This is a genomic window from Microlunatus sp. M237, from assembly GCF_056896895.1.
The window spans coordinates 459965-479007 of record NZ_JBXHBL010000002.1 but is presented as its reverse complement, the minus strand read 5'-3'; the positions used below and the strand labels follow the sequence as shown (position 1 = coordinate 479007).

Genomic DNA, 19043 nt, shown 5'->3' with positions numbered 1-19043 from the left:
GACGTTTCACCGGTTGAGCTTCGGCAGCACCTCGGCGGCGAAGACGTCGATCCATTCCCGCTGGTTGCGGCCGACGTTGTGCAGATAGACCCGGTCGAAGCCGAGGTCGAGGAACTTCTGGATGTAGGCCCGGTGCTCGTCCGGGTCCGACGAGATCACCATCCGGCCGTCGAAGTCCTCCAGCCGGACCAGCTTGGCCATCTCCGCGAAGTCCCAGGGGGAGCGGATATCGGCCTTGGGGAACTTCATCCCCCCGTTCGGCCACTCCACCAAGGCGTTGCGCTGCGCCTCTTCGTCGGTGGCGGCCCAGGACATGTGCAGCTGCAGCACCTTCGCCATCGTGTCGGGGTCCTTGCCCGCCGATCGAGCGCCCTCGGCGAACTTGTCGAACAGCATCGAGATCTTCTCCAGCGGCGCCCCGACGGTGATGATGCCGTCGGCGAAGCGGCCGGTGCGCTTGGCGTTGTACGGACCCGCGGTGGCGACCAGGATCTCCGGTGGCGTCTCGGGCATGGTCCACAGCCGGACCGTCTCCATCTGGAAGAAGTCGCCCTTGTGCTTGACGTCCTTGCCGGTGAACAGCTTGTTGATGATCTCGATCGCCTCGAACATCTTGTTCGACCGCTCCGCCGCCTCGGGCCAGTAGCCGGCCACCAAGTGCTCGTTCAGCGCCTCGCCGGCACCGAGGCCCAGCCAGTGCCGGCCGGGATACATCGCGGCCAGCGTGGCGGACGCCTGAGCCACCACGGCCGGGTGGTTGCGGAAGTGCGGGGCGATGACGCCGGGACCGATGTCGCCGGTGGTCCGCTCGCCCAGGGCGGTGAGGACGTTCCAGACGAACGCGGACTGGCCCTGCTGTGGCACCCAGGGCTGGAAGTGGTCGGCGGCCATCACCCCGGAGAAGCCCTTGCTCTCCGCATAGACCGCATAGTCGACGACTTCGCTCGGGTGGAACTGCTCCAGCATCGCGGCGTACCCGATGGTCAGGCTCATGGCTGTCACTCCCGCTGTCATGGTGGTCCGGGCCGAGAAGGCCCGGACCACCATTATGGCCCCACCCCTCGTCGGCTCAGGCGGCGCTGCGCTCGGCGCCCAGAGCTGTCCGCAGATAGCTGCGGGACTCGTGGTCGCCGATGATCGCTCCGTCGGAGACCACCAGCACCCGCTGCACCCAGTGCAGGGACTGCGGGCGGTGGGTCACTACCAACGTGGTCCGGCCCTGCGACGCGACCCGCATCGCCCGGTTGACCTTCCGTTCGCTGGCCAGGTCGAGGTTGGAGGTCGCCTCGTCCAGGATCAGGATCGACGGGTCGACGATCAGCGCCCGCGCCAGGCAGAGCAGCTGGCGCTGACCTGCCGACAGGGACCGGCCGCGCTCGGTGATCTGCTGGCGGTAGCCGAGCGGCAGCCGGGAGATGAACTCGTGTGCTCCCACGGCGCGCGCGGCTGCCTCCACCTCGGCGTCGGAGGCGTCGGGGCGGGCGTACGCGATGTTGTCGCGGACGCTGCGGGAGAACAGGAACGGCTCCTGTGGGACATAGCCGAGCCGCTGCCGGTAGGCCTGCAGGTCCAAGGTGTTGAGGTCCTGGCCGTCGATCAGGATCTTGCCCTCGGTGGGGTCGTAGAACCGGGAGACCATCTTGACGGTGGTGGACTTGCCAGCGCCGGTACGTCCGACGAAGGCCACCCGCTGACCGGCAGGGATGTGCAGGTCGACCTGTTTCAGGGCGTCGGTGCTGGTGCCCGCATAGCGCAGCCGTACCGAGGCGAGCTCGATGTCACCGCGAACCTCACCCGGGTCGACGGCGTCGGTGCTGACCGGGGTGGAGGTCCGCAGCTCGAGCAGCTCGCGGATCCGGACCAGCCCGGCGCGGGCCCGCTGATAGACGTCGAACACGGTGGCCATCTGCTGCACCGGCGCGAACACCTGGGCCAGATAGAGCAGGAAGGCGAGCAGGGTCCCGAGCGCCAGCGTGCCGGCGTTGAGGAACACCGAGCCGAGTCCCAGCACCGCGGCCACGGCCCAGGCCGACAGCAGCTCGATCACGCCGACGTACACGGCGGTGGCGAACGCGCTCCGCCGTGACCAGACCATGAAGTCCCCACCGAGGTCGGAGAAGGTCTTCAGGTTGCGCTCCTCGCGCAGGTACGCGTGGGTGACCCGGATACCGGCCAGCGACTCCTGCAGGTTGGCGTTCAGCATCGAGGTCCGCTCGCGGGCCTCGTCGTAGGCCACCGACGCTCGCCGGCGATACCACCAGGTGGCCAGCGCGGCCGGAGGAATGACGCAGAGGACGACCAGGGCGAGTCGGGGGTCGAGGCCGATCACGACGACCGACATGCCACAGAAGGTGAGCACGGCCATCAAGAAGTTGATCAGCCCGACCTGCAGCAGCTCGGCGATGGCGTCGATGTCGGACGTCATCCGGGTCATGATCCGCCCGGTCTGGGTGCGGTCGTAGAAGTCGATGCCGAGTCGCTGCAGCTGGCCGTAGACACGGGAGCGCAGCGCCACCAGCAGCCGCTCGGTGGTGCGTTGGGTCCACAGCTGCGAGCCGCGCTGGACGAAGAACAGCCCGAGAGCGAGCAGGGCGGCGACGCCGCAGATGGCCAGCAGCGCAGGCACTGACCGGTCCAGCATCCCGAGGTTGACCCCGGCCCGGATCAGCAGCGGGTTCAGCAGGGCCAGCACGGCCTCCATCGCCACCAGGGCGAGCCCGGCCAGCAGACCGTAGCGGTACGGATGCAGGAACCGCAGCAGCTTGAACGGCTCGGTGCGCTGACCTTCGGCGACCAGGTCGACCTTGGGCTGGTCGGTGAAGGTGGGCAGCTCCGCGATCCGGGCGGCCACCCGGGGCGACATCGCCATCGTCGGCAGGCTGCCGGAGGCGTCGCCGCGGGACGGCCAGGTGGAGCCGGTCGGCTCGAACTCGCCCCGGCGGGCGGCCGGCAGCAGATCTGCCGCGCCGTCCTCGACGCTGATGGAGTCACCGAACAGGTCGCGATACAGCGGCGAGCGGTCGAAGAGCTCCTCGTGGGTGCCGGTGTCGACCACCCGGCCACGGTCGACCAGCACGACCCGGTCGGCCATCCGCACTGTCGACTCGCGGTAGGCCACCATGATCGTCGTCCGGGCCGCCAGGAACGGACCGAGGTTGGCGTGGATCTCTTTCTCCACGTGGACGTCGACGGAGCTGGTGGCGTCATCGAGCAGCAGGATGTCGGGGTCGACCAGGATCGCCCTTGCCAGCGCCACCCGCTGTCGCTGGCCACCGGACAGCGTGATGCCCTGCTCGCCGACGACGGTGTCGTAGCCGTCGTCGGTGGCCATGATGAAGTCGTGGGCGAGCGCGGCCCGGGCGGCCTGCTCGATCCGGTCCTGGGTCGCATCCGGCACGCCGTAGGCGATGTTGTTGGCGATCGTGTCGGAGAACAAGAAGCTGTTCTCGAACACCACGCCGATCCGCCGGCGCAGAGCCGGGATGGACTGCTCGGTCACGTCGACGCCGTCCACCAGCACCGAGCCGGAGTCGGTGTCGAAGAAGCGGGGAACGAGCTGCATGGCGGTCGACTTGCCGCAGCCCGACGGTCCGACCAGGGCCACGGACTCGCCCGCGGCCACCTCGAGGGTGAAATCGGTCAGCACCTCGTGCTGGTCGCTGTCGGGATAGGCGAAGGTCACGTGCTGGAAGGAGATGGAGCCGCCATCGGACGGGGTCGCCGGGTGCTCGGGCTCGACCATCGTCGGACGGAGGTCGAGAATCTCACCGATCCGCTCGACCGCGGCCTGACACTGCGGGAGGTTGCTCAAGATCATTCCGGCGATCCGGGTCTTGCCGGCCAGACCGGTCAGATAGCCGGAGAAGGCCATGAAGATGCCGATGGTGAGGTGGCCGCGCAGCACGAAGAGGCCACCCACGGCGAGGATGACCACCTGGCCGAGCTGCGGGCCCGCCATCAAGGATGCGAAGAACGGTGCGCGCAGCCGTACGGCCCGGACCCGAGCGGAGAACATCGCCAGCAGGGCGGTGTGCAGCCGCTGGGTCTCCGCAGCCTCCTGGCCGAAGGCGCGGACCACCCGGACCCCCATCACCGACTCCTCGACCTCGGTGGTCATGTCCGCCTCGCGCTGCTGGGCGTCCCAGCCCGCGGCGTGCACCCGGCGGCGCATCCGGTGGGTGACCGCGAAGACCGCGACGATGATCGTGACCACGATCAGGGCGAGCACCGGCGACAGCGTGAACATCACGACCAGGGAGACCGCGACCCCGACGACGGTCGAGACCACCTCGGGCAGGAAGCCCATCAGCACCTGCACCCAGCGCAGGTCGGAGCTGGCGCGCGAGACCAGCTGACCGGACTGGAGCTGGGTGTGGCCGGAGAAGTCCAGCCGCTGCAGGGTGTCGTAGATCCCGTTGCGGATGTCGTGCTGGATCCGCAGTGCGGCCCGGGCCGAGAGATAGCGCCACAGCGAGGACAGCGCGAAGATCAACACGCCCATGGCCACCAGAACGGCCAGCCACGGGAGCAACGGGGTCTCCCGCGCCACGATGGCGCGGTCGAGGATGATCTGCTGGACCAGCGGGATCAGCGAGGCGACGGCGGCGTACACCGCAGCCAGCGACATCGACGCGGCGACCAGCCCGCGGTGCCGGCGGATCAGTGGCGTCAGCCGGCGGTGCCAGGCGACTGGCTCGCCCGGCGTCGTACCGGGTGCAGGCAGGGGAGGGCGGGTGGAGACGGTCGAGGTGACCGAGGGGGCGGACATGGTGGAGCTCCCAGAGGTGGGTGAGTGATCGAGCCCGGCGACGGCGGCGGGCAGGCGCCCGGAACCGCGCCGCGTGGGGCGACGGGACCGGACCGGAGAGGTCGAGCGGGTGGAGCGGAACGAAAGGGGCCGCGGACGGCTGTGGTCGATACGACCACGAGTCTCTAGGGCAGGAACACCTGGAACACCGGCTTCGCGGATGATTCAGCGGTTGGGAAGGACGAGACCAGTGTTTCAGCCGCGACCCGGCGACGCCATCAAGATGGGCCCACATTGCGATATGCAATAGCAGATATATGAACCGATTCAGCGCCTGCCACCAGGGTGACGGGCCAGAACCCGGACTTGGGCGCCACTGTAGGTTATCCGGGTGACCCTGTCGGGACTCGTCCAGCTGATCGCGCAAGACCCCACCATCTCCGAGGCCATCGGTGATGCACGCTCGCGTGCCGTCCCGGCCCTCGACATCACCGCTCCGCCCCCGCTGCGACCGCTGATCGCCGGGGCGCTGGCCGCGGATCCGGCCGTCGGCGGCGCCGGTGCCCCGGTGCTGGTGGTCACCTCGACCTACCGCGAGGCGGAGGACGTGACCAGCGCCCTGCAGTCGTTGCTCGGCGACGACGAGGTCGTGTACTACCCGGCCTGGGAGACCTTGCCGCACGAGCGGCTCAGCCCGCGCTCCGACACCGTCGGTCGACGGCTGGCGGTGCTCCGGCGGCTGGCCGGCACAGCGGTCGGCGAGTCGGTGCCCCGGATCGTGGTCGCCCCGGTCCGCAGCGTGCTGCAACCGCAGGTGAAGGGTCTGGCCGACCTGATCCCGGTGCGGATCGCCGTGGGGGAGGACTACGACCCGGTCGAGCTGGCCACGGCCCTCGTCGGGGCCGCGTACGTCCGGGTCGACCTGGTGGAGCGCCGCGGCGAGTTCGCGGTCCGCGGCGGCATCGTCGACATCTTCCCGCCGACCGAGGAACACCCGGTCCGGATCGACTTCTTCGGCGACACCATCGAGGAGATCCGCTATTTCTCGGTGGCCGACCAGCGATCCAGCGATCTGACCCTGAAGGCCGTCACCGCCTCGCCCTGCCGCGAGCTGCTGCTGACCGACGAGGTCCGCTCGCGTGCTGCGGCCCTGGCCGTCGAGCACCCCGAGCTGATCGAGATGCTGGAGAAGATCGCGCAGGGCCACGCCGTCGACGGGATGGAGGCGCTGTCGCCGGCGCTGGTCGACGGGATGGAGCTGTTGGTCGACCTGATGCCCGAGGGCACCCACGTGCTGGTCTGCGACCCGGAGCTGGTCCGCGGCCGGGCGATCGACCTGGTCACCACCAGCCAGGAGTTCCTGCAGGCGTCGTGGGCCGCGGCCGCCGGCGGTGGCAAGGCTCCGATCGATCTGGGCGCGTCGGCGTACCAACCGCTGGCCGACGTACGGGCCGCCGCCCTGGCGCGCGGGCTGGCCTGGTGGTCGCTGTCGCCGTTCACCGCCGGTCCAGACGTGGACCAGGCGCCGGTGCGGACCGAGGACGGGGAGCTGGTCGACTTCTCCACCCACGTCAGCGGGCGCGGGGTGGAGTCCAAGATCATGGCCGGCCGGACCGGCGACACGTACCGCGGGGAGACCGAGGCCGCCGTCCGCGACATCGCCGAGCGCGTCCGTGCGGGCTGGCGGGTCGTGCTGCTGGCCGAGGGCAAGGGCATGACCACCCGGATGGCGGAGGTCCTCTCCGAGAGCGACGTGGCGAACCGGGTGCTCGACGCACTCCCGACAGTGCCCACCTCGGCGTCGGTCTCGATCACCACCGGTTCGCTGCAGCACGGCTTCACCGCCGACGCGGTGAAGCTGGCGGTGTTCACCGCCGCCGACCTGTCCGGGCAGCGAGCGGCCGACAAGTCGGCCCGCAAGATGCCGGCCCGGCGCAAGAACGCCATCGACCCGCTGGAGCTCAGCGCGGGCGACGCGGTGGTGCACGAGCAGCATGGCGTCGGGCGCTACGTCGAGATGGTGCAGCGCTCGGTGGCCGGCTCGACCCGGGAGTATCTGGTGATCGAGTACGCGCCGTCCAAGCGGGGCCAGCCGGGAGACCGGCTGTATGTGCCGATGGACCAGCTCGACCTGGTCACCCGCTACGTCGGTGGCGAGGCGCCGACGCTGGACAAGATGGGCGGCGGCGACTGGAGCAAGCGCAAGAGCCGTGCCCGCAAGGCGGTCCGCGAGATCGCCGCCGAGTTGATCAAGCTGTATGCCGCCCGACAGGCCAGCCGTGGCCACGCCTTCTCGCCCGACACCACCTGGCAGCGCGAGCTGGAGGATGCCTTCAACTTCGTCGAGACCCCGGACCAGCTGGCCTGCATCGAGGAGGTCAAGCGGGACATGGAGCAGATCGTGCCGATGGACCGGCTGATCTGCGGCGACGTGGGCTACGGCAAGACCGAGATCGCGGTCCGCGCTGCGTTCAAGGCCGTCCAGGACGGCAAGCAGGTGGCGATCCTGGTGCCGACCACCCTGCTGGTGCAGCAGCACCACGCCACCTTCGCCGACCGCTACGCCGGCTTCCCGGTCACGGTCGCGCCGCTCAGCCGGTTCCAGAGCGACGCCGAGTCGAAGGCGACCAAGGAGGGCGTCAAGGCCGGCACCGTGGACGTGGTCGTCGGCACCCACCGGCTGCTGTCGGGGGAGGTGGAGTTCAAAGACCTCGGACTGGTGATCATCGACGAGGAGCAGCGGTTCGGCGTCGAGCACAAGGAACAGCTGAAGCGGCTGCGGACCTCGGTCGATGTGCTGGCCATGTCCGCGACCCCGATCCCCCGCACCCTGGAGATGGCCATCACGGGCATCCGGGAGATGAGCACCATCGCCACCCCGCCGGAGGAGCGCCATCCGGTGCTGACCTTCGCCGGCCCGTACGACGACGCGCAGGTGACCGCAGCGATCCGACGTGAGCTGCTGCGGGAGGGCCAGGTCTTCTTCATCCACAACCGGGTGCAGAGCATCGACAAGGTGGCCAAGAAGATCACCGAGCTGGTGCCCGAGGCCCGGGTGGTGACCGCCCACGGGCAGATGGGGGAGCACCAGCTCGAGCAGGTGATGGTCGACTTCTGGGAGCGCCGCGCCGACGTGCTGGTCTGCACCACCATCGTCGAGGCGGGTCTGGACATCTCCACCGCGAACACCCTGCTGATCGAACGGGCCGACCTGCTCGGGCTGTCGCAGCTGCACCAGCTGCGCGGCCGGGTCGGTCGTGGTCGCGAGCGCGGCTACGCCTACTTCCTCTATCCGCCGGACAAGCCGTTGACCGAGACCGCCCACGACCGGCTGGCCACCATCGCGGCGCACACCGACCTCGGTGCCGGCATGGCGATCGCCATGAAGGACCTGGAGATCCGCGGCGCGGGCAACCTGCTCGGCGGGGAGCAGTCGGGTCACATCGCCGATGTCGGCTTCGACCTCTACATCCGTCTGGTCGGCGAAGCCGTCGCCGAGTTCCGCGGTGACGACACCGAGCCCGAGCCGGAGATGCGGATCGAGCTGCCGGTGGAGGCCCATCTGCCCACCGACTACGTCGAGTCGGAGCGGCTGCGGCTGGAGATGTACAAGCGGCTGGCCCAGGTCCGCAGCACCGAGGACGTGGACGCGGTCATCGCCGAGCTCACCGACCGGTACGGCACGCCGCCGGCCGAGGTCGACAACCTGCTCCAGGTGGCACGGTTCCGGCTCGAGGCCCGGGCGGTCGGCGTCACCGAGGTGGTGTCGCAGGGCAACTACATCCGCTTCGGTCCGGCTGAGTTGCCCGAGTCGCGGCTGATGCGGCTCAAACGGCTCTATCCCGGCACCGTGGTCAAGGACGCGGCCAAGATCATCTTGGTCCCCCGCCCGACCACCGCGGTCATCGGCGGTCAGCCGGTGCGCGACACCGCCCTGCTCGAGTGGTGCACCCGGGTGCTGCGCGACGTCTTCGCCGGCTGATCCGTGCGCCGCCTCGGGGCCGGGGCGGCTTGGTGGGGGCCGTAGGATCGCTGGAAGTCACTTTCGAGGATGGGTAGTCGATGACGGTACTGCTTAGAAACCAGGCACGACGGATGGCTGCGGCCGCCGCGGTGCTCGTCTCCCTCACCGTCGCCGGCTGCGCAGGCGCCGAGCCGAGCGTTGCGGCGTACGTGGGGGAGTCGCGGATCACCGACCTGCAGGTCAGCGAGGCGACCACGGCGGTGAGCGACGCCCTGCAGTCGCAGGAGCCGATCACCAAGAGCGACGTCCTCGAGCTGATGATCTTCGGCGAGGCGTCGGCGCAGATCGCCGCCCGCAACCGGGTCGTCATCACCGACGCCGAGCGCGAGGCGAAGACCAACCCGGCGCTGCTGAGCTTCCCGGTCGCCCGAGATGTCGCCTTCGACGTGGCCGACTTCAACATCGTGCAGGAGAAGCTCGGGTCGCAGAAGTTCCTCACCGAGCTCGAAGCCCTCCCGGTCACCGTCAACCCGGTGTACGGCGAGTGGAACCCCCGGACGACAGGTCAGAGTCCGCTGGAGAAGACGTCGGGTTCGCTGTCGCAGCCCGCCACCCCGGACACTCCCTGACGTGGTCCGGCCGGACCCCAGCCGCGCTGACCGCGCGTTGCCCGAGCTGGCGCGGCTGGTCGAGGTGATGGCCACCCTGCGGCAGAACTGCCCGTGGGACGCCCAGCAGACGCATCGCTCCCTGGTGCAGTACCTGATCGAGGAGTCGCTGGAGGTGGTCGAGGCGATCGAGGACGGCGACGACACCGACCTGCGCGAGGAGCTGGGTGACCTGTTGCTCCAGGTCGTGTTCCACGCCGAGATCGCCGCCGAGCGGCCCGACGCCTTCGACCTCGCCGACGTCGCCCGCGGCATCGCCGACAAGCTCGTTGACCGGCACCCGCATGTGTTCGCCGGTGAGGAGCTGCCCGCTGACCAGCATGCGGTCTGGGAGCAGCGCAAGGCCGTCGAGAAGGGACGGACCTCGGTGCTGGAGGGGATCCCGGAGCAGATGTCGGCGCTGGCCCGCGCCACCAAGGTGATCAGTCGGTCGCGGTCGGGTCGCGTCGACGTAGCGCTGCCGGTCGAACCCGTCACCGCCGCCGAGGTGGGCCAGCAGCTGCTGGCGCTGACCGCGAGAGCTCAGTCCAGTGGCATCGACGCCGAACAGGCTCTTCGCGACGCGCTGCGCACCGTGGAGCGCCAGGTGGTCGCGGCGGAGGCGACAAGGGCAATCCCCGCCCCACCGAGCTCCGGGGTCTAGGCTGAGCTCATGTCCACCACCGGCGGTTCGCCCGAGACCCGTCGCGACGCCGCAGCCGCGCTGGGCGCCCGCAGGGAGCTCGGTCCCGAGTTCGAGGACCATATCGCCGCCGGACTGGCCGAGCGGGTGGAGCAGCTGGCCGCCGCCCGCAGCGCCGAGCTGGCCCACCAGGCCGAGCTGGCCAGCCGCCCGCCGCAGGACCAGATCAGTCCGACGCAGCGGTTCGTGCTGGGAATGGTGTCACTGACCGCCGGGATCCCGATCACCGCCGTGTCCGCCAGCTTGCTCGAGCCAGCCCTGCCCGGGGTGCTGATCGCCTGGGCCGGCATCGTCGGGGTCAACCTGGCCGCCGGCCGCAGCGCACGGCGCCGCTAGCCGTGCGTCACACCACTGCAGGTGTGGTCTGGAAAAGGCGGGACGAACGGGTGCCAATGCCTCGCATCACGATCGCGTCCCGTTAGGCTGAAACGACAATCGTGACTAACTTCACCGCCCCACAACGGGGGCGGCGTTTCGGCTAAGAAGGGCAGCATCTCCAGTGGCCAGTATCGAATTCATCGGCGCGCGCGAAATCCTCGACTCCCGCGGCAATCCCACGGTCGAGGTTGAGGTCATCCTCGACGACGGCTCCGAGGGTCGCGCCGCGGTCCCGTCCGGCGCCTCTACCGGCGCCTTCGAGGCGGTGGAGCTGCGTGATGGTGGCTCCCGCTTCGGCGGCAAGGGCGTCAGCAAGGCCGTCCTCGGCGTGATCGACCAGCTCGGACCCGAGCTCGTCGGCTACGACGCCAGTGAGCAGCGCCTCGTCGACCAGGCCATGCTCGACCTCGACGGGACCGACAACAAGGCCAAGCTGGGCGCCAACGCGATCCTCGGCGTGTCGCTCGCTGTGGCGCACGCCGCCGCACACTCGGCCGACCTGCCGCTCTACCGCTACATCGGTGGGCCCAACGCCCACACCCTGCCGGTGCCGATGATGAACATCCTCAACGGCGGATCGCATGCGGACTCCGACGTCGACGTGCAGGAGTTCATGATCGCCCCGATCGGCGCCGCGACCTACCGTGATGCCTTGGAGCAGGGCGTCGGTGTCTACCACGCGCTGAAGAGTGTGCTGAAGAAGCAGGGCCTGGCCACCGGCCTCGGCGACGAGGGCGGCTTCGCCCCCAACCTGCCCCGCAACGTGGCCGCCCTGGAGCTCATCTCCACCGCGGTCGAGAGCACCGGGCTGAAGCTGGGCACCGACATCGTGCTGGCCCTCGACGTGGCCAGCAGCGAGTTCTTCGACGAGAAGACCAACACCTACGGCTTCGACTCCAAGCAGCTGTCGGCCGAGGAGCTCACCGCGGTCTACGAGCAGTGGATCGCCGACTTCCCGATCGTCTCCATCGAGGACCCGCTGGCCGAGGATGACTGGGCCGGCTGGACCAACCTGGTCGGCCGCATCGGGAACAAGATCCAGATCGTCGGTGACGACCTGTTCGTCACCAACGTCCAGCGGCTGCAGCGCGGCATCGACGAGAAGGCGGCCAACGCCTTGCTGGTCAAGGTGAACCAGATCGGCTCCCTGACCGAGACGCTGGACGCGGTCGACATGGCCCACCGGGCCGGGTTCCGCTGCATGATGAGCCACCGTTCCGGCGAGACCGAGGACACCACCATCGCCGACCTGGCCGTGGCCACCAACTGCGGCCAGATCAAGACCGGCGCGCCGGCCCGCTCCGAGCGGGTGGCCAAATACAACCAGCTGCTCCGGATCGAGGAGAACCTCGACGACGCTGCCCGCTACGCCGGCGCCTCCGCCTTCCCCCGCTACGCCGCGGCTCAGGGCTGATGCCGTCGGGTCCACGGCCCACGTCCCGCCCGGGTGCAGGCCCCGGGCGGGGCAAGCCGCGTGCCCGCACGGCGGCTCGCAAGCCGCCGGAGAAGAAGGTCGCCGCCGCGCCGGTCAGCCCGTCCGGTCCGCCGCCGGGTGAGAAGGTCACCCCGGCCACCGACCGGCGGCGCAGCTCCAGCGTCACCACCCGGGCCATCGCGCTCGCGGTGGTGATGCTGATCCTCACCATCTCCTACGCCTCCAGCCTGCGGATCTACTTCAGCCAGCGACAAGAGATCGCCGCCACCAAGGTGGAGATCGCGGAGCGGCAACAAGAGATCGAACAGCTGCAGACCCAGCTGGCACGCTGGGACGACCCTGCCTACGTCAAGGCGCAGGCGCGAGCCCGGCTCGGCTGGGTGGTGCCCGGTGAGACGGGATACAAGGTGGTCGACGCCAACGGCAACCCGGTCGGCGGCGGGGCCCGGGTGGAGGGCGAGGCGGCTCCGGCCGCGGCGCCGCAGGACGCCTGGTGGGCCAAGCTCTGGGGTTCGGTCGAGGCGGCAGACAAGCCGGCGCCACCCAAGCCGAAGCCCACCGAGGACGCCCCCATCACGGTCGACAGCGAGCCGGGCCCCGACGCGTCACAGACCCCACGCTGATCCTCTGCGAGACTGTTCGGCGTGTTTGAGCCGATGACTGCCGAGGACGAGACCACCATCACCCGGCAGCTGCAGCGGCCGCCCCGGGGTGTGGCGGGGGTGGCCCACCGCTGCCCGTGCGGGCGTCCGGATGTGGTGGCCACCGAGCCGCGGCTGCCGGACGGGACGCCGTTCCCCACCACCTATTACCTGACCTGCCCCCGGGCGACAGCCGCCTGCTCCACCCTGGAGTCGGTGGGGACGATGGTCACCATGACGCAGCGACTGGCTGAGGACCCCGAGCTGGCCGCGGCGTACCAGCGGGCGCACGAGGCGTACCTGGCGGACCGGGACTCGCTCGGCCACGTCGCCGAGATCGAGGGGATCAGCGCGGGCGGAATGCCCACCCGGGTCAAGTGCCTGCACGTGCTGGTCGCCCACGCGCTGGCCGCCGGACCCGGGGTGAACCCGCTCGGGGACGAAGCGCTCGCTGCCATCGGGGAGTACTGGGAGCGTCCCTGCCTGGACGCCGACGTCGAGGCCGAGGCCGAGGATCGCGTCGACGGCGAGGATCACGCGTGACGCGACTCAGCCCGCAGGGGGGTGGGGGTCGGGTCGCCGCGATCGACTGCGGCACCAACTCGATCCGGCTGCTGGTCGCCGACCGCGGCGCGGACGGCGCACTCGTCGAGTTGGACCGGCGGCTGGAGATCGTGCGTCTCGGCCAGGGCGTGGACGCGACGGGCCAGTTCCATCCCGACGCGCTCGAGCGTACGTTCGCCGCGGTCGACGACTACGCGACGGTGATCAGGGACGCCGGCGTGACTCCGGACCGGATCCATTTCGTGGCCACGTCGGCCGCCCGCGACGCCGGCAACCGCCAGGAGTTCTTCGCCGGCATCCGCGCCCGCCTCGGGGTGGACCCCGACGTGATCGCCGGCGATGCCGAGGCGTCGCTGTCATTCCTCGGGGCGCTGAGCGGAATGGGCCCGGTGGATGAGCTGATCCTGCTGATGGACATCGGCGGTGGGTCGACCGAGCTGGTGACCGGAACTCGCGACGGCACTGTCACGGCCGCCCGCTCCCTGGACGTCGGCTCGGTCCGGCTGACCGAGCGGTTCTTCAGCGGCGGCCAGCCGACGACCTCCGAGCTGGCTGCGGCCGCCGCGTACGTGGACGAGCTGCTGGACGACAGTGGGATCGAGCTGGCCGGGGTCCGGACCTGGGTCGGTGTCGCCGGCACGGTGACCACGCTGGCCGCGCTGCAGCTGGGGCTCCAGACCTACGACCGGTCGCGGGTACACGGCGCCGAGATCCCGGTGTCCGCGCTGGCTCCGCTGCTGGACCGGTTGGCCGGCAGCACGGTGCAAGAGATCCGCGCCATCGCCTCGATGCATCCCCAGCGGGCCGATGTCATCACCGCCGGCACCCTGGTGGCGGCCCGGGTCGCCCGCCGGGTGTCGGTGGCGTCGCTACAGGTGAGCGAGGCTGACATCCTCGACGGGATCGCGCTCGGTCTGCTCGGCGGCTGAGCATCAGCCACGGATGCCGCGCGGGCGTCCCGCGCTCGGCTGGCACAATGCTCTGGTGACGAACCTCGCCATCACCGTGCTCGGCCATGACCGCCCCGGGATCATCGCCCAGACGGCCGACGTGCTGTCGCGCTGCGGGATGAACCTCGAGGACTCCTCGATGACTCTGCTGCGGGGTCACTTCGCGATGACGCTGATCTGTGTCGGCAGCGCCGCCGCCGCCGACGTGGAGCAGGCCCTGGCCCCGATGCGGGACGGCACGTTGACCGTCAGCGTCCGCGAGGTGCCCGACGAACCCGAGCACACTCCGCTGGGGATGGCATACCTGATCACCGTGCACGGAGCCGACCGGCTGGGCATCGTGGCGCGGCTGGCCAGAGTCGTGGCCGACGCCGGGGGCAACATCACCGACCTCACCACCAGATTGTCGGGGCCGCTGTACGTGCTGGCCGCCGAGGTCGAGCTGCCGGCCACGGCCGACGTGGCCGAACTCCAGGCGCGGATCGGGCAAGCCGCGCAGCTCCTCGGGGTGGAAGCGACCCTACGGCCGGTGGAGCGCGACGAGCTGTGAGCTTCCCCCTGCCCACCCTGCCCGAGGGCCGGGTGCTCAAGGTCGTCCGTGCGCCCGACCCGGTCCTGGCTGCGCCCGGTCCGCGGCTCGACCCCGCCGCTCCCGAGGTGGTCCAGCTGTGTGCGGACCTCGTCGCCACGATGCGGGTCTCACCCGGCTGCGTCGGCCTGGCGGCCCCTCAGGTGGGTGTCGCCGGGCAGGCCTTCTGCGTCGACGTCACCGAGCACCCGAAGGCGCGGACCAAGCACGGGTTGATCGTGCTGGTCAACGCCGTGGTGGTCGAGGCCTCCCGTAACGAGCGGGGTCGGGAAGGCTGCATGTCGGTTCCCGACCTCACCGGCGATGTGAAGCGGGCGACACGGATCGTGGTCCGGGGCGAGCTGCCCGGCAGCGGGGAACAGATCGACCTCAGCACCGACGCCTTCGAGGCCCGAGCCCTGCAGCACGAGATCGACCACTGCGCCGGGTTGCTGTTCCTCGACCGGGTGGCCGGCGCCCATGCGATCCATGCCCGCAAGGTCTACCAGGATGTGCCCGGAGCCTGAGATGGTGCGGCCCAGGTACTGTCGATCATCATGAGTCGGCCAGCTTTCCCCCCTCGGCACGCCCGGCCGGCGGCGGTGCGGCTCTACGGCCCGGGAGCGACCCGGGCGCAGCGCACCGCCTGGTCGGCCCTGCTGCTCCGGCTGCTCCGCAGTATCGGCATCACCGTGGGTGTGGCGGTGCTGGCCGCCCCACTCGCCGTGGCGTGGGGGGTCGGCCACGCCGAAGTGGATGACTACCTCGGCCTGCAACAGGCCACCTTCACCACCGAGTACTCCGGGGAGGTCGAGATCGACCTCGGTCCGCTGGGTCACGCGTATCTGCCCAGTCCGGTGGCCCCGGTCGGTCTGGAGGTCGAGGTCGGCGGCGTGGGGTCTTCGGTCAGCACCAACTCGTTGCTGTCCGAGCAGACCCTGACGGCGTACACGGCGCTGTTCGCCGACCCGGACGAGGCGGTGGCCGGTATCCGGGACAGTCTGCTGGCCGACGCCCTCGCCGAGACGCTGGTGGCCGAGGCGGTGCTCCTGCTCGGATTCGCCGCCTGGCTGCTGCGACGCCAGCTGCTCAGTCCGCTGCTGGTCCGGCACACCTCGTTCCGGCGGACGGCTGCGGTGTACGCCACCGTGCTGGTCGTCACCGTGGGCTCCGTGCTGGCCCCGCCCCAGCCGGCCCTGGCGGTACGGATCCCGGTGAGCCTGTCGCTCGGCGCCGGCTCGGCCGACCTCACCGTGGACAACCTGCTGCTGGCCGACCTGCTGGACCGCGGCATCAAGGGTGTGGCCCTGCTGACCGAACGTCAGCAGAAGCAGGCGGCCGACTACATCGCGGCGACCGACACCTCGATGCGGGCGGCGCTCGCCTCGGCCGCGCCGGCCCCGGCGCCGGGGGAGAGCATGCTGGTGGGCTACTCCGACCTGCACTGCAACCTCGCCATGACTGAGCTGATCGGCCGCTTCGTGGAGCTCACCCGCCCGTCGATCGTGCTCAGCTCCGGTGACGACACGGTCAACGGTACGGCCGCCGAGCGCGGCTGCGTCACCCGTGAGGCGCGGATCCGCGGTGAGCTGCCGCTGGTGGTGGCGACCGGCAACCACGACTCCGATCTGACCGAGACGCAGATGCGCAATGCCGGGATGGTGGTGCTCGACGGTGCCCCGGTGGAGGCGGCCGGACTCACGGTGGTCGGCGACGACGACCCGGAACGGCAGGTGCCGTTCACCGTGGACCGGGTCAGCGACCGACCGGAGACCCAGGAGCAGCTGGCCGAGCGGATGATGGGCGTCGCCGCCGGCCGGCGTACCGACGTCATCCTGATCCACCAGCCGGCCGCCTCGACGGTGATCATGTCGGCACCCAACCCGCCGACCCGACTGCTGCTGTGGGGTCACTTCCACTCCGAGTCCGGGCCGACCGTGGTGATGCACGACGACGGGTCCTGGACGGTGGGGATGCAGCAGGGCACCGCCGGGGGCATCCGGCAGCCGACCATCACCTCGTTCAGCACCCCGTTCTCGCCGCCGCTGATGCGCGCCGACGTCTACCTGTATTTCCGGGACGACGCCACCGGGCTGATCACCGGGGTGCAGCCGGTGCGGTTCCAGCCCGACACGTCAGTGGTCGTCGAGCCGCGGATCCCCACCGGCGACCTGGCCACGTTGCCGGCCGAGACCCGCGAGAAGCTCGGTGGTGGACCAGCAGTGGGCCCGGGCGGCCAGACGTCACCGGACGGCGCGTCCTCCCAGACCCCGGGAGTGCCACGCTGACCGGACCGGTCGCCGGTCGACCACTAGGATCGTGCCGCAACGAGACGGCCCCCGTAGCCCAACGGCAGAGGCAGGCGGCTTAAACCCGCTCCAGTATGGGTTCGAGTCCCATCGGGGGCACCGACGCCGCAGCGTGCGAACGCGGAGCTGCGGCGGCCGAAGGACGCAGGCCGAAGAATTCAGGGCCGAAGGACCCAGGCCGAAGAGCTCAGGCCGAGCGACCCGACTCGGCGGCTCCCGCCGGCCTCGGCGAGGAGGCGCTGGGGCGCTCGGCCGGCAGCAGCGCCTCGAGCTCACCGGCCAGCAGTCGCCGGGCCCGTGCCGGGGGCATCCGAGTCGGCTCCACCAGCGCGGCGGCGGCGATGCCGTCCAGCAACGCGAGCAGTCGGGCTGCGGCGTCGGCCGCCGCATCCGGCGCCAGGTCGGGGCGGCAGATCCCGAGCAGTCCGGCCAGCACCTGTTCCACCTGCAGCCACTCCGCGGCGTGGGCTGCGGCGACCTGCTCGTCCACGGTGGCCCGGGCCAGCCGCAGTACCCACAGAACGCTGGCGTCGCGCCGTTCGCGCCCGAGCCCGAGGAGCTCGTCGGCGATCGCTCGCAGCGCCTGCTCGGCGTCATCGCGGGTGGACAGGCGTTGCTCGACCCGGAGCTGGAAGTCCGCCGACGCCAGGTCCATGGCGGCCTGCAGCATGGCGTCCTTCGTCGGAAAGTGATGCTGCACCGCGCCGATCGAGACTCCGGCCCGCGCCGCCACCTTGCGGACGCTGACGCCCTCATAGCCCTCGGCGACCAGCAGCTCCATCACGGTCCGGGTGAGCTTCTCCGAGGGTGCGGGCACGTCGGCCATCCTGCCATCACGAAAATACCTAGCGGACAATACGATCGTATTGTATGGTGATCGTCATGACCACCGCCGAGACTCTGCCCGCCGCTGCACCGCAGCCCGTCCGTCACCGTTCGCTGGATGTGCTGCGCGGGGTGGCGATCCTGGGGACCCTGGCCACCAACATCTGGATCTTCACCACCCCCGACGGGCTGCTCGGCTATCTGGGCGACAGCACCGATCGGGCAACACCGCGGGTGTGGTCGGGGGTGGAGGCAGTGCTGCAGCAGCTCAGTCAGGGCAAGTTCCTCGGGCTGCTCACGATCATGTTCGGCATCGGCCTGGAGATCCAACGGCAGTCAGCGATGCGGGCCGGACGCCCTTGGCCCGGTCGCTACCCGGTGCGGGCCGGGCTGCTCTTCCTCGACGGTGTGCTGCACTACCTGCTGGTGGTCGAGTTCGACGTGCTGATGGGCTACGCCGTCACCGGGCTGGTGGTGGCCTATCTCCTGCTGACCAGTGAGCGGGTGCAGACCCGCTGGATGGTCACCGCCGCCACCCTGCACCTCGCTGGGCTGGGCGTGGTGGTGGTCGCTCTGCTGAGCTCCACGCCGGCCAAGGCCAGTGGGATTCTCGATCCCAACCCGTACGCGGACGGCAGCTGGTTGGACCTGGTCTCGCTGCGGCTCGACAACGCGGTGCTGTTCCGGCTCGAACCGGTGTTGATCTTCGCGCTGTCGATGGCGATGTTCCTGCTCGGCGCGCGACTGCTGCGGGCCGGCGTGCTGGCCGACGAGGGCGCGCCGCTGCGCCGACGGCTGATGGTCATCGGGGTGGTGGCCTTCGTCGCCGACCTGGTCATCGGCATCGGTGGGGGACTGGCCGGGATCATCGTCAGCCGGTACGGCACGGCGCCGCTGGTCGCCCTCGGGCTGCTCGCCGCCGTGGTGGAGATCGTTCGGCGACTGCCGCGGGTGGGGTGGACCCAGCGCCGGCTCAACGAGGTGGGCCGGATGGCGCTGTCCTGCTACGTGCTGCAGAACCTGCTCGCGTCGGTGCTGTGCTATGGCTGGGGCTTCGGCCTGGCTGCACAGCTGCCGGCAGACCTGCGGGTGCCGGGGACTGTGGTGATCTATCTCGTGGTGGTGGCCGTGGTGCTGGTCGCGGCCCACCTGTGGCTGCGCCGGTTCCGCCGTGGCCCGGTCGAGCTGGCCTGGCAGCGCGGCTTCGAACTGCTGTCACCGCGAAGCACCCCGGTCGGGGCCCCTACCTCACAGTCGTGACGCTCAGCCGCGTCGGCCAGTCGTGACGCTCAGCCGCGTCGGCCAGTCGTGA

15 protein-coding genes and 1 tRNA gene are annotated in these 19043 nt (G+C 70.4%); 13 read left to right on the top strand and 3 right to left on the bottom strand.

The genetic code is table 11. The features are described from left to right. Window positions 1-6: 6 nt before the first annotated feature. Together AC1XX3_RS08480 and AC1XX3_RS08475 are read right to left on the bottom strand one after the other, a co-directional pair. The gene (locus tag AC1XX3_RS08480; RefSeq protein ID WP_483320653.1) at window positions 7-993 is read right to left on the bottom strand and encodes a TIGR03557 family F420-dependent LLM class oxidoreductase; all 987 of its coding nucleotides are present in this window, start codon (window positions 991-993) and stop codon (window positions 7-9) included. 76 nt (window positions 994-1069) lie between these two features. Then, window positions 1070-4768 (bottom strand): ABC transporter ATP-binding protein, encoded by a 3699-nt coding sequence (locus tag AC1XX3_RS08475; RefSeq protein WP_483320652.1) that lies wholly within the window; start codon window positions 4766-4768, stop codon window positions 1070-1072. Between the two features lie 370 nt (window positions 4769-5138). On the opposite strand from AC1XX3_RS08475, the gene mfd reads away from it, so the two are divergent. The 12 genes from mfd to AC1XX3_RS08415 all read left to right on the top strand — a co-directional run bounded on the left by mfd (window position 5139) and on the right by AC1XX3_RS08415 (window position 17005). Further along, window positions 5139-8729: a transcription-repair coupling factor gene (mfd, locus tag AC1XX3_RS08470; protein ID WP_483320651.1), complete on the top strand. Its 3591-nt coding sequence runs from the start codon at window positions 5139-5141 to the stop codon at window positions 8727-8729. Window positions 8730-8809: 80 nt separating this feature from the next. After that, window positions 8810-9340 carry a hypothetical protein gene (locus AC1XX3_RS08465; protein ID WP_483320650.1) on the top strand — a complete coding sequence of 177 codons (531 nt, stop codon included), beginning with the start codon at window positions 8810-8812 and terminating at the stop codon, window positions 9338-9340. Between the two features lie 67 nt (window positions 9341-9407). Then, a complete protein-coding gene (locus tag AC1XX3_RS08460) occupies window positions 9408-10022 on the top strand; it encodes a nucleoside triphosphate pyrophosphohydrolase (RefSeq protein WP_483321166.1) in 615 nt (204 codons plus the stop codon). 9 nt (window positions 10023-10031) lie between these two features. Beyond that, a complete protein-coding gene (locus AC1XX3_RS08455; protein ID WP_483320649.1) occupies window positions 10032-10397 on the top strand; it encodes a hypothetical protein in 366 nt (121 codons plus the stop codon). A gap of 163 nt (window positions 10398-10560) precedes the next feature. Further along, a complete protein-coding gene (eno, locus tag AC1XX3_RS08450) occupies window positions 10561-11853 on the top strand; it encodes a phosphopyruvate hydratase (protein ID WP_483320648.1) in 1293 nt (430 codons plus the stop codon). Beyond that, entirely contained in the window at window positions 11853-12497 is a 645-nt protein-coding gene (locus AC1XX3_RS08445) for an FtsB family cell division protein (protein ID WP_483320647.1), read from the top strand. Before eno ends, AC1XX3_RS08445 begins: the two co-directional genes overlap by 1 nt. Window positions 12498-12518: 21 nt before the next feature. Then, window positions 12519-13058, top strand: a complete 540-nt coding sequence (locus tag AC1XX3_RS08440) for a DUF501 domain-containing protein (RefSeq protein WP_483320646.1) — start codon at window positions 12519-12521, stop codon at window positions 13056-13058. Further along, the gene (locus AC1XX3_RS08435) at window positions 13055-14008 is read left to right on the top strand and encodes a Ppx/GppA phosphatase family protein (RefSeq protein WP_483320645.1); all 954 of its coding nucleotides are present in this window, start codon (window positions 13055-13057) and stop codon (window positions 14006-14008) included. The genes AC1XX3_RS08440 and AC1XX3_RS08435 overlap by 4 nt, the downstream gene beginning before the upstream one ends. A gap of 55 nt (window positions 14009-14063) precedes the next feature. Beyond that, the gene (locus AC1XX3_RS08430; RefSeq protein WP_483320644.1) at window positions 14064-14579 is read left to right on the top strand and encodes a glycine cleavage system transcriptional repressor; all 516 of its coding nucleotides are present in this window, start codon (window positions 14064-14066) and stop codon (window positions 14577-14579) included. Beyond that, on the top strand, window positions 14576-15124 hold the full coding sequence (locus AC1XX3_RS08425) for a peptide deformylase (protein WP_483320643.1): 549 nt from the start codon (window positions 14576-14578) through the stop codon (window positions 15122-15124). Before AC1XX3_RS08430 ends, AC1XX3_RS08425 begins: the two co-directional genes overlap by 4 nt. Before the next feature lie 30 nt (window positions 15125-15154). After that, window positions 15155-16885, top strand: coding sequence for a metallophosphoesterase family protein (locus AC1XX3_RS08420; protein ID WP_483320642.1), 1731 nt, complete (start codon window positions 15155-15157; stop codon window positions 16883-16885). Between the two features lie 47 nt (window positions 16886-16932). Continuing rightward, window positions 16933-17005: transfer RNA gene (locus AC1XX3_RS08415), tRNA-Leu, on the top strand. A gap of 88 nt (window positions 17006-17093) precedes the next feature. Here the strand turns inward: AC1XX3_RS08415 and AC1XX3_RS08410 are convergent. Continuing rightward, window positions 17094-17723: a TetR/AcrR family transcriptional regulator gene (locus tag AC1XX3_RS08410; RefSeq protein ID WP_483320641.1), complete on the bottom strand. Its 630-nt coding sequence runs from the start codon at window positions 17721-17723 to the stop codon at window positions 17094-17096. Between the two features lie 65 nt (window positions 17724-17788). On the opposite strand from AC1XX3_RS08410, the gene AC1XX3_RS08405 reads away from it, so the two are divergent. Next, window positions 17789-18991 carry a DUF418 domain-containing protein gene (locus tag AC1XX3_RS08405; protein ID WP_483320640.1) on the top strand — a complete coding sequence of 401 codons (1203 nt, stop codon included), beginning with the start codon at window positions 17789-17791 and terminating at the stop codon, window positions 18989-18991. Window positions 18992-19043 lie beyond the last annotated feature (52 nt).

Bases quoted from the DNA above. Each gene is read 5' to 3' on its own strand.
- AC1XX3_RS08455 (WP_483320649.1), top strand. From the start codon at position 10,032: ATGTCCACCACCGGCGGTTCGCCCGAGACCCGTCGCGACGCCGCAGCC.
- AC1XX3_RS08405 (WP_483320640.1), top strand. From the start codon at position 17,789: ATGACCACCGCCGAGACTCTGCCCGCCGCTGCACCGCAGCCCGTCCGT.
- AC1XX3_RS08460 (WP_483321166.1), top strand. From the start codon at position 9,408: ATGGCCACCCTGCGGCAGAACTGCCCGTGGGACGCCCAGCAGACGCAT.
- AC1XX3_RS08465 (WP_483320650.1), top strand. From the start codon at position 8,810: ATGACGGTACTGCTTAGAAACCAGGCACGACGGATGGCTGCGGCCGCC.
- AC1XX3_RS08420 (WP_483320642.1), top strand. From the start codon at position 15,155: ATGAGTCGGCCAGCTTTCCCCCCTCGGCACGCCCGGCCGGCGGCGGTG.
- AC1XX3_RS08475 (WP_483320652.1), bottom strand. From the start codon at position 4,768: ATGTCCGCCCCCTCGGTCACCTCGACCGTCTCCACCCGCCCTCCCCTG.
- AC1XX3_RS08445 (WP_483320647.1), top strand. From the start codon at position 11,853: ATGCCGTCGGGTCCACGGCCCACGTCCCGCCCGGGTGCAGGCCCCGGG.
- AC1XX3_RS08480 (WP_483320653.1), bottom strand. From the start codon at position 993: ATGAGCCTGACCATCGGGTACGCCGCGATGCTGGAGCAGTTCCACCCG.